The sequence below is a fragment of the Alterinioella sp. B-7 genome (assembly GCF_056857775.1).
Genome location: NZ_JBSXNT010000023.1, coordinates 60,625 through 72,901, shown reverse-complemented (window position 1 = coordinate 72,901; position 12,277 = coordinate 60,625). Strand labels below are relative to the sequence as shown.

Below are 12,277 nucleotides of genomic sequence, written 5' to 3'. Positions count from 1 at the left end.
AGCGTTCGGGTGGAGTTTCAGGCAGGCAGTTTCGCGGTCGCCGTCACGGTGCCGGACCGGGCAGTGCTGGAGCACAACATGCGCGACCGCTTCGCGCGGGGGCAGGGCTTTGCGCTGGCGACACTGAACCTCGACCACCTGGAAAAGCTGCGCGTCGAGGGACCGTTTCGGGACGCCTACGCCGCGCAGGAGTTCGTCACCGCCGATGGCAACCCGATCGTCTGGTGTGCCGCGCTGGCGGGGCGGTCGGTGGAGCTTTTGCCGGGATCCGACCTGATCTTGCCGCTGGCGCGCATCGCGGCCGGGATGGGCGTGGCGGTGGGGCTGGTCGGCTCCACCGAGGACAGCCTCGCAGGCGCGACCGAGGCGCTGGAACGGGCAGTGCCGGGGTTGCGCGTGGTCGAGAGGATCGCACCGCCGATGGGGTTCGATCCCGACGGGGATACCGCGCGCGCGGTGCTGAACCGGCTGGATGCGGCGGGCGTTGGCCTCTGCTTCCTCGCCCTCGGCGCCCCGAAGCAGGAGAGGTTGGCGGCCCTCGGGCGGCAGGTCACGCCGGGGATCGGCTTTGCCTCCATCGGGGCGGGCTTGGATTTCCTGTCGGGAAAACAGGTCCGTGCGCCGGAATGGGTGCGCCGCATTGCGATGGAATGGGCCTGGCGGATGTTGTCCGACCCGCGACGTATGGCGCGGCGCTACATCCTGTCCGCCCTGATCCTGCCCGGCCATCTCTGGCGCTCCTGGCGGATGCGTCAAAGGTGACGCGGGTTCACGCGCGGGCGCAGTAGCACGCGGTCCGCCAAGCGGCGTTTCAGGGACCGGGGCGGCGGGATCTCCGCTCCCATCTCCCATGTGGTGCCGGTCAGCGACGGATCGTGCCAGAGCGCCAGTTTCGCGCCCCACCTGGCCGCCTGCGAAGGCTCCAGCCCGTCCGGTATCCCCATGCCGGTCTTCAGCATCCCCGGCATCCAGTCATTGACCACGATGCCCGGAAACCGGTCGCCGATATCGGCGATCAGCGCACGGGTGAAGATGCGCGCGGCGCCCTTGGACACGGCATAGGCCGACGACGCGGGCAGGGGGTGCATGTCGGCGAAGGTGGCGACGTTGAGGATGCGGCCAAAGCCCGTTGCGGTCATGTCACTCAGCGCGGCGCGGGTGCAGGTGACGATGCCGCCGAGGTTGATGGCGACCGTGTCCATGAAACTGCCCGCCGTCTCATCCAGGAAATCGCGGCGCGGATAGCTGGCGGCGTTGTTGATGAGAAGCGTGATGGGCGCGGTATTGCGTGCCGCCTCGAAGGCTTGCGCGACCTGCACGGGGTCCGAGACATCCGCCTGCAGGGGCAGGAAATTGCCGCCCGCGAGGCTTTCGGTTTCCTCCAGCGCCGCCATGCCCCGGCCAAGCCCCGCGACCTGCATATGTTGCGCCAGTTCCAGCGCCAGAGCCCTGCCAAGCCCGCCGCCCGCGCCGGTGACGATGGCGCATCCATCCGTGATCGCGTTCATCTCTCTTCTCCCATGATCGAGGCCACCCGCAGCGCGTTGGCGGCGATGGTCAGGCTCGGGTTGACGCCCATCGAGGTCGGGAAGACCGAGGCATCCGTCACCCAGAGATTGCGTATTCCGTGAACCCGGCCCGACGCGTCCAGCACCGATGTCGCGGGGGCCGTGCCCATGGCGAGCGTGCCGCAGGGATGGCCAAAATTGGGCTCGGGCGCGTGGGTCAGGAAGGCGGTGCGCTGGCCCTTGAAGGCGCGGCGGATATGACGGCGGAAGGCGCGGCGGCGGGCCAGAAGCTCGGGCGCGATGCGGTAGGTGAGGGCAATCTGGCCCGCCTCATCCGTCACGCGGTTTTCCGCATAGGGCAGGTCTTCCAACAGGCCGACGAAAACCTTGGCCTGCCCCATCAGCTTCGCGCCGATCGCCGCCGGGATGCGGGTGGCGTCCATGGCGCCGGGGATATGCCGGAGCCAGGAACGCGCGACCCGCCCGCGCAAGTGATGCACGATCTCGCCATAGCCCACATCCATCCCCATCGCCTGCACCATGCCAAGCCGTTGAGCGTCCTTGAAATAGAGGTCACGGAAGCCGACGGATTTCGACGGTCCGGTGAATCCCGCCGCGCGCCCCGGCCAAAGCGCGAAGATCTCGTTGAGGTGGAACATCAGATTGCGGCCTACGAGGTCATGCGCGTTGCCGATGCCGGTCGGGTCAGACTCAGACGCCGAGGCCAGCAACAGGCGCGGCGAAGACAGCGCACCGGCGGCCAGAACGATATGGCGGGCGGTGAGGGTGATCTCCTCGCCCCCCTTGCGCGCAAGTACCTGTGTCACGTTTGCTCCGTCGCGCTCCAACCGCGTCACATCGCAGCCGGTCAGCAGCACCGCCTTGCCGGTGGCAAGCGCTGGTTCCACCCCGGCCGAGCGGCCATCCATCTTGCAGGCACGCGGGCATTTGCGGCCAAGACATTCGGCGCAATTATCGAGGTATTTCAAGGCCGTGTGCAGCCGGTAGGGATGCAACCCGTTGGCGCGCAACCTCTCCATGATCATGGCATCGCCGGGTTGGGCGGGCGGCGGCGCGGAAAGCGCGGAATTGGGCTGGTCCGAGAGGGGATCGGGGTCGCCATGCAGCGCATAGAGCGCCGTCGCCTTGTCGAACCAGGGCTGCATTTCGGCGAAACTCAGCGGCCAGCCGCCGGTCGGATGCGGGCGCTCTTCGCTGTCATCCAGGTCATGCGGCTCGGGGCGTTCCAGCGTCGCCGCGTAGAAGACCGAAGACCCCCCGACACCCGCGCCAAGCGGCGCGAACATCTCCTGCCGCGTGCCGTTCACCTCGGCGAGGATCGGATCGGGCCAGAGCCCGCGCACCGCGCGCGCGACGGGATCGAATATCCCCTGATCCAGCCCGGGTTCCTCGGCGCGCAGCCCCTCGCGGCCTTTTTCCACGAACAAGACCGACAGCCCCGCCTCGGCCAGCGCGCGGCCAGCCGTGCCGCCACCGATGCCGGTGCCGATCACGATCGCGTCCCAGTGACGCGCGGTGATATCTGACAGGGGTTCAGAAATGACGCTGCCCATCCCGAAAGTGCCCGCCGACGCGGGTCGTTTGCCTTACGTTACAGCTACATTACGGCAAGTCTTTGGCAAATGGGCCGGTCAGTCCTCGGCCAGCGGATGGCGTTCCAGCACCAGCGATTTCAGACGTTCATCCAGCACATGGGTATAGATCTCGGTCGTGGCGATATCGGCGTGACCCAAAAGCGTCTGGATGGCGCGCAGGTCGGCGCCGTTTTCCAGGAGATGAGTCGCAAAGGCATGGCGCAGCGTGTGCGGCGTGACGGTCGCGGGCGAGATCCCGGCGGCAACCGCGATCTCCTTGATCAGGGTAAAGAACCGCACCCGCGTCAGGTGGCCGGACTTGCCGCGCGAGGGGAAGAGGAAGCGCGAGGGTTGCGCACCGGTCTCGACCCGCGCAACCTCCTCGGTCTTGTCGCGATGGGCGAGCCACGCGGCAAGTGCGGTGCGGGCAGGGGGCGAGAGCGGCACCATGCGTTCCTTGCCGCCCTTGCCCCGGATCAGCAGGAGTTGCGGATCGCCCCGCGCGGCGGAAACGGGCAGGGAGACAAGCTCGCTCACCCGCATGCCCGTCGCGTAGAGCACCTGCATCAGGCAGGTGTTGCGCAACCGGTCGCCGGCGCTGCGGCCATGGGTCTCGGCGGCCTCCAGCAGGCGGTCGACCTCAGCCATGCTCAGCGTTTTCGGCAGCGCCCGGTCGCGCCCCGGCCCCTTGATCTGAAGCGCCGGGTTGTCGCCGCGCAGCCCTTCCTCATAGGCGAAGCGGTAAAGCTGCTTGATCGCCGAAAGCTTGCGGGCGCGGGTCGATTTCGCCATGCCCTGCGCGTCGAGATGGATCAGGTAGCCTTCGATCTCGCCGCGCGTGGCCGTGTCGAAGCCCTTGCCCCGATCCGCCAGCCAGCCCTCGACATCCATCAGGTCGCGACCATAGGCCAGGAGCGTGTTCTCGGCCGCGTTCAACTCGGCCGCCTGCGCCTCCAGGAAGGGCGAGATCCAGCTGGTCATCCGCGCCGCTCCAGGATCATCAGTTGCAGGGCGGCGCGGCGCGCGGTGCCCTCCATCCCCATGGCGCGCAGAAGTTGCAGAGCGTCACGCATGTCGTCCATGTCGCCATCGCCCCGGCTGAGCACCAGCGCCGCGCGCAGGATCGCCTCGCCGATGCGGTCCTCCTCGACCAGGCGGGCGTAGCGGTCTGGGACCACGGGGGGCGCGAAGGCCGCCGCGATCATATCCGCCATCGCGCCGCGCAACGTCACCTCCGGGGCCTGCCCGCGGGCAATGGCAAAGAGAAAGCGTTCGCGATCCGTCTGGGGCACCGAAAGCTGCGCCGCGCGTTCATAGTTTTCCGACAGAAGCGCGATGAGCCGGGCCAGTTCGGCGGTCTCGCCGGTCAGCGGCAGGCGCATCAGCCGCTCGGCATAGACCTCGGCAAAGGGCACTTCCAGCCGCGCCTCGTCCATGGCGCGCCAAACCGTCGGCAGCAGGCGGGCGACCTCGCCCGGATCCTGGGCCAGCATCGCCACGTCAAACTCCTGCAACGCATCGACCCGGTCCCAGACCCCGCCCGAGGCCGACGGCACGCGGGAGGTATAGATCACCTGCCATTGGTCGGGCGTGATCGCGCCCGAGCGCGCCAGCCGTTCGGCGGCGTCAAGCTGCGCGCGCCAGCCCGCGGTGGCCGTGAGGTCGGAATGCGCGAAGGCCAGCGGCAGGGTGGCGGCCCCCTGGCGTTCGCCGATGGCGGCGCGCATCTCGTAATGCAGGGGCGAGGGCACCGGGTCGTGCGGCAGCGGTGGCTCGCCCTCGAACAGCTCGGGGTCGAGGAAGCGGGCGATCAAATCGCCCTCGTCCCGGGAGATGAAGCCAAGCGCCTCGCCGGTTTCCAGCGTCAGGGCCGCGGCGGGCCAGTCACCGTTGCGCGCAAGGCAGAAGATGCGCGCGGGAAAGGAGGGCGCGATATCGGGATTGGCGCGCATCGCGGCACAGGCGCGGTCGGGCTGTCCGGCCAGGAGGCTGACGTCGAACCAGCGGCGGAACACCTGCGGCGCGGTCGGCCCGGCGCGCTCCATCAGCGACCGCGCAGGCTCGATCGCGCCACGTTCCAGGAGCAGGTCGAGCCGGGCCAGGAACAGCTCGGAGTCAGGCGCCGCATCCTCGGGCGGGTTCACCTCTGCCAGCGCCAGCATCATCGTCATCGACTGGATCGCGGGCAGCCCCTCATAGGGTTGCGCGCGAAAGAGGCTGGCCAGCGTCGCGGATGAGGAACCGCCCCAGAGATCGGCGGGCAGCCCCGTCTGCCTGGGCGTCAACAGGCCCACGGCATCCAGTTGCACCGCGCCGATGGGCATGACGGTGATTTCCTCGGGCGTGGCCGAGGTGGCGATATCGCCATGCGGCGACAGGATGGTTTCCGACAGCCAGTCGGGGGGCGTGCCCGTCTCCTCCTGCGCGAGCGCCGGTCCGGCCAGCGCAAGGGCGATACAGGCGGGTCTAATCCACATTCAGATCTACCGGGCGCGTGATCTCGCGCGTGGGGGGCTGCATCATGCCCGAATAGGCATAGGCCACCAGCCCGATGCCCGCGAGAACCGCCAATATAAAGAGGAGTTTGAAGAGACGCCCTATCATTCTTTCCCAGCCTGCCTGTTTTCGGCGTTTGCCGCCGCTTTTGATTCACTATAAGCCATCTGGAAGGGGATTGCGCCAGTGCGGGGAAGAATTTTTTGGGATTGGGCGAAAGAGTGCCGGAGCCGGGTTTACAACTGACGCGCACCGTGGTCATGGTCGGCATGATGGGGGCCGGAAAGACCGCCATCGGCCGTGCGCTCGCCGCGCGGTTGGGCGTGGCGTTCGAGGATTCCGATGCCGAGATCGTCGCCGCCTCCAAGTTCGAGATTTCCGAGATATTCGAGCGCTACGGCGAGGATTTCTTCCGCGAGAAGGAAGCCCGGATCATCGCGCGCCTGCTGGACGGACCGCCTTGCGTGCTGTCCACCGGCGGCGGCGCATGGTTGAGCGCCGAGAACCGGGCGATGATCGCGGAGCGCGCGGTGTCTGTCTGGCTCAAGGCCGATCTGGAGCTTCTGTGGACCCGCGTGCGCCACAAGGACACGAGGCCGCTTTTGCGCACCGACGACCCGCGCGCCACATTGGCGGAGCTTCTCGTCGCGCGCACGCCCGCCTATGAACAGGCCGCGATCACGGTCGAGACGCGGGCGCATTGGTCGATCGACCAGACCACGGAGGCGGTTCTGAAAAGCCTCACGGGCGCGGGCGTGGTGGAGGTGGCGCGATGAGCGGCGCCGTGGTGCATGTTTCCCTGGGCGCGCGCGCCTATGTCGTGCGGATCGGGTCCGGGCTGCTGGACCGCGCCGGGGCCGAGATCGCGCCGCTATTGCACCGCCCCCGCGTCTTTGTGGTGACCGAGAGCCGCGTGGCGGGGCTGCATCTGGAGGTGCTGAAGGCGGGGCTGGCGTCGGAGGGGATCGCGGCCGAGGTGCTGACCCTGCCGCCCGGCGAGGCCACGAAAAACTGGGCGCATCTGGCAGAAGTGGTTGAATGGCTGCTGGAAAAACAGGCCGAACGGCGCGATGTCGTGGTGGCCTTCGGTGGCGGCGTGATCGGCGATCTGGTCGGCTTCGCGGCCGCCATCCTGCGCCGGGGCGTGCGCTTTGTGCAACTGCCCACCAGCCTTCTGGCGCAGGTCGACAGCTCGGTCGGCGGCAAGACCGGGATCAACTCACCCCTTGGCAAGAACCTGATCGGAGCCTTCCACCAGCCCGCGCTGGTGCTGGCCGATATCGGTGTGCTCGGCACGCTGAGCCCCCGCGATTTCCGGGCTGGCTATGGCGAGGTGGCGAAATACGGGCTGCTTGGCGATGCGGATTTCTTTGAATGGATGGAGGAAAACGGCCCCGCGCTGGCCAAGGGCGACGAGGCTTTGCGGCTGGAGGCGGTGCGCCGCTCGGTGCAGATGAAGGCCGATATTGTCGTGCGCGACGAGACCGAGCAGGGCGACCGCGCGCTGCTCAACCTCGGCCACACCTTCTGTCACGCGCTGGAGGCCGCAACGGGCTATTCCGACCGTCTGCTGCATGGCGAGGGCGTGGCGATCGGCTGCGCGCTGGCGTTTGAACTCTCGGCGCGGTTGGGCCTGTGTTCGCAGGAAGATCCGAGCCGGGTACGCGCGCATCTCGCCGACATGGGCATGAAGCGCGACATTGCGGATATCGAGGGCGACCTGCCCGACGCCGACGGTCTGCTGGCACTGATGGCGCAGGACAAGAAGGTGCTGGACGGGCAATTGCGCTTCATCCTTGCACGCGGGATTGGGGATGCCTTCGTGACGGCGGATGTCCCGCGTGAGGCTGTGCGCGGTCTGCTGGAAGACGCGCTGAGCGGGCGGTAGGCGGAAGAATTTTGCGACAAAATTCTTCTCGCCCGAAAAATCCTGGACAAGATTTTTCCGGCCTCAGTCGTCCTTGCCGCTATAGGGCTTCACATATTGCAGCGCCATGTCCCAGGGGAAGAAGATCCAGGTATCCTGGCTGACCCCGGTGATGAAGGTATCGACCATCGGTTCGCCCTTGGGCTTGGCATAGACGGTGGCGAAATGCGCCTGCGGCAGCATCCTGCGCACCACTTCCAGCGTCTTGCCGCTATCGACAAGGTCGTCGATGACCAGGACCCCGGTGCCGTCGCCCACCATCTCGGGGTCGGGTTTCGACAGCACCACGGGCTCGCTCTGCGTCTGGTGGTCATAGGACTTGATCGAGACGGTATCGACGGTGCGGATGTCCAGCTCGCGCGCGATGATCATCGCGGGCGCCATGCCGCCACGGGTGATCGCGACCACGGCCTTCCACGCGCCATCCTCGCCCGGTCCGCGCCGGTCCAGCCGCCAGGCCAGCGCGCGGCTGTCGCGGTGGATCTGGTCCCAGGAGATGTGGAACCCCTTTTCATGCGGCAGTTGTGTGCTCATCGCGCCTCGCCCTCTTTCTTGTCCAGGGTCATGTCGGGCGCGTCGATCGCCTTCATGCCGACCACGTGATAGCCTGCGTCCACATGCAGCGTCTCGCCGGTGGTGCCCGAGCCGAGATCGGAGAGCAAGTAGACCGCCGATTTGCCGACCTCCTCTTGCGTGACGTTGCGGCGCAGGGGGGAATTCAGCTCGTTCCATTTCATGATATAGCGGAAATCGCCGATGCCCGAGGCCGCCAGCGTCTTGATCGGCCCGGCCGAAATGGCGTTGCAGCGGATGCCGTCCTTGCCCAGATCCTCGGCGATATACTTGACCGAGGCCTCAAGCGCGGCCTTGGCCACGCCCATCACGTTGTAATGCGGCATGACCTGCTCGGCCCCGTAATAGGTCAGCGTCAGCAGCGATCCGCCCGGCTCCATCATCGCGGCGGCGCGGCGGCAGACGGCGGTGAAGGAATAGACCGAGATGTCCATCGTCATCTTGAAATTGTCCGAAGAGGTATCGACATAGCGACCGCGCAACTCGGATTTATCCGAGAAACCAATTGCATGAACGACGAAGTCAATGCTGCCCCATTTCTCTTTCAGTGTCTCGAACAGGGCATCCATCGACGCGGTATCCGTCACGTCGCAGGGGATCATCAGGTCCGAGCCGATCTGGGCGGCCAGCGGTTTGACCCGTTTCAGCAACTGCTCACCCTGGTAGGAAAAGGCCAGTTCCGCGCCCTGGTCGGCGCAGGCTTTCGCGATGCCCCAGGCGATGGATTTGTCATTGGCGAGCCCCATGATCAGCCCGCGTTTTCCCGTCATCAACCCCATCGCGCGTCCCTTTGGTGTTTTTTCTGTTTATTAACACTTGCGTCCGTTTAGGCCATTGGCGCGGTTGCATCAAGACGCGCGGTTGCGGAGGGAGAAAGCGGCGGATAGCCTGCGCATCGCGGCGATCATCAGGCGAGGCGGGACATGAGCGACAGAACGGGCATCTTTGCCGGGGATGACCCCTTTGCCATCGCGCGGGACTGGCTGGCGCAGGCCGAGGCGAGTGAGCCGAATGACCCCAACGCCATCGCGCTGGCCACGGTGGATGCGGACGGGCTGCCCAATGCGCGCATGGTGCTGCTGAAGGAGATCGAGGCCGGCGCCTTTGTCTTCTATACCAATTACGGCTCGGCCAAGGCGCGCGAGATCGAGGCCACCGGCAAGGCCGCCTTTGTCTGCCACTGGAAATCGCTGCGCCGCCAATTGCGCGTGCGCGGCACCGTCACCCGCGAGGATGGCCCGCAGGCCGACGCCTATTACCAGAGCCGGTCGCTGAAAAGCCGCCTTGGGGCCTGGGCCTCGGACCAGTCGCAACCCTTGTCCTCGCGCGCGGCGCTGATGGCAGAGGTGGCGAAGGTCACGGCGCAGAAGGGCACGCATCCCGAACGGCCCCCCTACTGGGGCGGGTTCCGCCTGACGCCGGTCGAGATCGAGTTCTGGGCCGACGGGGCCTTTCGTCTGCATGACAGGTTCCGCTGGACCAGGGCGGACGCCTCCGACCCGTGGGCGATTTCCCGCCTGAACCCCTGAGATCGCGGGCGGGATTGCCTGCCGCACCGGCGCAAAACCTGTAATTCTAGCCACAAAGTATTGTTTTTCAATACCTTTTTATTCTTGCGAAGTTGCAAACTAACCGTCAAGTTACGGCTCTAGGCACAGACCTGTCATTGAACCGCAAAATAAGGTTGGGAGACCATGGCGGATGAAGAGCGTCCGAAGGGCGCGATGATTGCGGGTACTGTTAAATGGTTTGATATTTCCAAGGGTTTCGGGTTCATCGTCGCGGATGAGGGTGGGCCGGATATCCTGCTGCACGCCAACGTGTTGCGCAATTTCGGTCAGGGCTCGGTCGCGGACCAGGCCCGGATCGAGGTCATTGTGCAGCAGACGGAACGGGGCGCGCAGGCGCAGGAGGTGATCTCGATCGCCCCGCCCGAAGCTGTGGATGTCGACGAGGAGCTTGGCCCGGGTGTCGAGATCCCCGAGGACGTGCCCTTTGTCGCGGCGCGGGTGAAGTGGTTCGACAAGGCCAAGGGATTCGGGTTTGCAAATGTCTTCGGCAACGCCGAAGATGTCTTTGTGCATGTCGAGGTGCTGCGCCGGTTCGGCCTGTCGGACCTGCAACCCGGAGAGGCGGTGGCGATCCGCGTTGTCGACGGTCCACGGGGCAAGATGGCGGGCGAAGTGCGCAGTTGGGATTACGTTCAGGAGGATTAGGATGCGGAGTTTGCGCTTGGGGGGGCTGTCCCTCGTGGTGGCCCTTGTCATGGCGGGCCAGGTCCAGGCGGCCTGCGCGCCGGGCCGGGTGGAATTGCGCGGCGATTGGGGTACGGCGCGGTTCCGCGTCGAGGTGGCCGACGATCCCGAGGAACGCGCCATCGGCCTGATGAACCGCGAGGAGATGGCCCTGTCGGCGGGGATGCTCTTTGTCTATGACAGCCCGCAGCGGGTCTCGTTCTGGATGGAGAACACGCTTATCCCGCTGGACATGCTGTTTCTCGACGCCACCGGCACCGTGACGCGCGTGCATGAAAACGCCGTGCCGCTTGACCGCACGCCGATCCCCGGCGGCACCGACATCCAATATGTGCTGGAGATCAATGGCGGCCTGGCCCGGCAGATCGGCATCAGCGAGGGCGACGTGCTGCGCCACCCCGATGTCGATCAGGATCTGGCCGCCTGGCCCTGCGAATAATCGGGCTTCCATCGGCGCGTGACCCGCGCTAGGAGGGGGCCTCGAGTCGGGGTGTAGCGCAGCCTGGTAGCGCGTCTGTTTTGGGTACAGAAGGTCGTGAGTTCGAATCTCGCCTCCCCGACCATTTCCCCGGCCCCCGGCCGCCCCTCGCGCTTTACCTGTCGCGCCGATCTCTGATAGTCCCCGGACCTGACTGAACAAGGGCGATTTCCCCCGTGACCGAACACGTGACCATTGTGATGGCGGTCTATGACGGGGCCGAATTCCTGGCCGCGCAGATGGAAAGCTTCGCGGGCCAGACCCATCGCGACTGGGATCTCGTGATCAGCGACGATGGCTCCACCGATGACAGCGACAAGGTGATCGCGGAGTTTGCGGCCACGCACCCGGTGCGCGTGATGGCCGGTCCGCGTGCAGGCGGCACGATGAATTTCCTGTCCGCCCTGGTGGGGATCGAGGGCGAGCCCGACTACGTGGCTTTTTCCGACCAGGACGACGTGTGGCTGCCCGAGCGGCTGGCGCATGGCATCGCGGCGCTGGCGTCCGTGCCCGCCGACCGGCCCGCGCTTTATGGGTCCGCGACCTGGATCGTCGAGGAGGATCTGACCAATCCCCGCCGCTCGCCGACATTTCCGCACCCGCCCGCCTTCCGCAATGCGCTGGTCCAGAGCATCGCGGGCGGCAATACCATGCTGCTCAACCGGCCCGCCTGGGAAATGGCGCGCGACGCGGCGGGCGAGGCGATGGCGGTGGGTGGGCCTTACATGCACGATTGGTGGCTCTACCAGCTGATTTCGGGCGCGGGCGGCACGGTGCTGCGCGACAATCGCCCGACGCTGCTCTACCGGCAGCATGGCGGCAACATCTTCGGCACCAATCGCGGGCGCAAGGCGATCAAGGCGCGGTTGAAACAGGTCTGGCGCGGCGATCTCAAGGCTTGGGTCGATGCCAATATCCGCGCGCTGGACGCCTCGCGCCACCGCCTGACCGAGGAGAACCAGAGGCTGCTGGCCGCGTTCGTGGACATGCGGCGCGCGGGGCTTCTGTCGCGTCTGCGCGGATTCGCCGGGCTCGGGCTCTGGCGGCAGGGCCGGGTCGGGCAGGCGATGCTCTGGCTGGCGGTGCTGCTGAAAAAGCTCTGAGTCCGGGGCAGGGTCGGGCGCCGCACACCACATCTTGTGTCATTCGGGTCACGTGCGAGGATTATCCACAAGATTTAATCCCCGCACCGGATTCAGGTGCGCGCGCGGTGGCCAACGGTTAACACTTCGCAACAACGCCTTCTAAACTTGCCACGTTTCAACAGAAATTCCTGTCCAGCGGCCTGGGGATGAATCGTTGCAGGCGGCGGCGGCCCGTGGATCGGTCACATTGCAAGTCATAATTGGACCCGAAAGCGGTAAAAAATCCGTTGACGCACCGACCCGAATTGCATCAGGTTGTAGGGACTGGCCGGATCAACACTACATATAGTGGATCGGGCC

Annotated in this window: 14 protein-coding genes and 1 tRNA gene; 8 read left to right on the top strand and 7 right to left on the bottom strand. The window is 66.3% G+C overall.

Going from position 1 to position 12,277, the window contains the following annotated elements; genetic code table 11:
- Nucleotides 1-9 precede the first annotated feature (9 nt).
- Nucleotides 10-762 carry a WecB/TagA/CpsF family glycosyltransferase gene (locus tag AC13C7_RS04150; RefSeq protein WP_446169837.1) on the top strand — a complete coding sequence of 251 codons (753 nt, stop codon included), beginning with the start codon at nucleotides 10-12 and terminating at the stop codon, nucleotides 760-762.
- On the opposite strand, the gene AC13C7_RS04145 is transcribed toward AC13C7_RS04150, so the two are convergent.
- From AC13C7_RS04145 to AC13C7_RS04125, 5 genes are all read right to left on the bottom strand, one after another.
- Complete coding sequence (locus AC13C7_RS04145) at nucleotides 753-1,508, bottom strand: SDR family oxidoreductase (protein ID WP_482866682.1); 756 nt, start codon at nucleotides 1,506-1,508, stop codon at nucleotides 753-755. The genes AC13C7_RS04150 and AC13C7_RS04145 overlap by 10 nt on opposite strands.
- Complete coding sequence (locus AC13C7_RS04140; RefSeq protein WP_482866681.1) at nucleotides 1,505-3,082, bottom strand: GMC oxidoreductase; 1,578 nt, start codon at nucleotides 3,080-3,082, stop codon at nucleotides 1,505-1,507. Before AC13C7_RS04140 ends, AC13C7_RS04145 begins: the two co-directional genes overlap by 4 nt.
- A 78-nt stretch (nucleotides 3,083-3,160) precedes the next feature.
- On the bottom strand, nucleotides 3,161-4,084 hold the full coding sequence (locus tag AC13C7_RS04135) for a site-specific tyrosine recombinase XerD (RefSeq protein ID WP_482866680.1): 924 nt from the start codon (nucleotides 4,082-4,084) through the stop codon (nucleotides 3,161-3,163).
- On the bottom strand, nucleotides 4,081-5,580 hold the full coding sequence (locus tag AC13C7_RS04130) for a hypothetical protein (protein WP_482866679.1): 1,500 nt from the start codon (nucleotides 5,578-5,580) through the stop codon (nucleotides 4,081-4,083). Before AC13C7_RS04130 ends, AC13C7_RS04135 begins: the two co-directional genes overlap by 4 nt.
- Nucleotides 5,570-5,707, bottom strand: coding sequence for a hypothetical protein (locus AC13C7_RS04125; RefSeq protein WP_172319289.1), 138 nt, complete (start codon nucleotides 5,705-5,707; stop codon nucleotides 5,570-5,572). The genes AC13C7_RS04130 and AC13C7_RS04125 overlap by 11 nt, the downstream gene beginning before the upstream one ends.
- 152 nt (nucleotides 5,708-5,859) lie before the next feature.
- On the opposite strand from AC13C7_RS04125, the gene AC13C7_RS04120 reads away from it, so the two are divergent.
- Together AC13C7_RS04120 and aroB are read left to right on the top strand one after the other, a co-directional pair.
- A complete protein-coding gene (locus AC13C7_RS04120) occupies nucleotides 5,860-6,375 on the top strand; it encodes a shikimate kinase (RefSeq protein ID WP_172319457.1) in 516 nt (171 codons plus the stop codon).
- Nucleotides 6,372-7,487, top strand: a complete 1,116-nt coding sequence (gene aroB, locus AC13C7_RS04115) for a 3-dehydroquinate synthase (protein ID WP_482866678.1) — start codon at nucleotides 6,372-6,374, stop codon at nucleotides 7,485-7,487. Before AC13C7_RS04120 ends, aroB begins: the two co-directional genes overlap by 4 nt.
- 63 nt (nucleotides 7,488-7,550) lie before the next feature.
- On the opposite strand, the gene gpt is transcribed toward aroB, so the two are convergent.
- Both gpt and fabI read right to left on the bottom strand, forming a co-directional pair.
- A complete protein-coding gene (gene gpt / locus AC13C7_RS04110; RefSeq protein ID WP_446117645.1) occupies nucleotides 7,551-8,060 on the bottom strand; it encodes a xanthine phosphoribosyltransferase in 510 nt (169 codons plus the stop codon).
- A complete protein-coding gene (gene fabI / locus AC13C7_RS04105) occupies nucleotides 8,057-8,869 on the bottom strand; it encodes an enoyl-ACP reductase FabI (protein ID WP_482866677.1) in 813 nt (270 codons plus the stop codon). The genes gpt and fabI overlap by 4 nt, the downstream gene beginning before the upstream one ends.
- 153 nt (nucleotides 8,870-9,022) lie before the next feature.
- Here fabI and pdxH point away from each other — a divergent pair, with 153 nt between their 5' ends.
- The 5 genes from pdxH (at nucleotide 9,023) to AC13C7_RS04080 (ending at nucleotide 11,935) form a co-directional block, all read left to right on the top strand.
- Nucleotides 9,023-9,628 (top strand): pyridoxamine 5'-phosphate oxidase, encoded by a 606-nt coding sequence (pdxH, locus tag AC13C7_RS04100; RefSeq protein ID WP_482866676.1) that lies wholly within the window; start codon nucleotides 9,023-9,025, stop codon nucleotides 9,626-9,628.
- 165 nt (nucleotides 9,629-9,793) lie between these two features.
- Nucleotides 9,794-10,315 carry a cold-shock protein gene (locus AC13C7_RS04095; protein WP_172319283.1) on the top strand — a complete coding sequence of 174 codons (522 nt, stop codon included), beginning with the start codon at nucleotides 9,794-9,796 and terminating at the stop codon, nucleotides 10,313-10,315.
- 1 nt (nucleotide 10,316) lies between these two features.
- Entirely contained in the window at nucleotides 10,317-10,793 is a 477-nt protein-coding gene (locus AC13C7_RS04090; protein ID WP_172319282.1) for a DUF192 domain-containing protein, read from the top strand.
- Nucleotides 10,794-10,840: 47 nt separating this feature from the next.
- Nucleotides 10,841-10,917 (top strand) — tRNA-Pro (locus AC13C7_RS04085).
- 91 nt (nucleotides 10,918-11,008) lie between these two features.
- Nucleotides 11,009-11,935, top strand: a complete 927-nt coding sequence (locus tag AC13C7_RS04080) for a glycosyltransferase (protein WP_328700481.1) — start codon at nucleotides 11,009-11,011, stop codon at nucleotides 11,933-11,935.
- Nucleotides 11,936-12,277 lie beyond the last annotated feature (342 nt).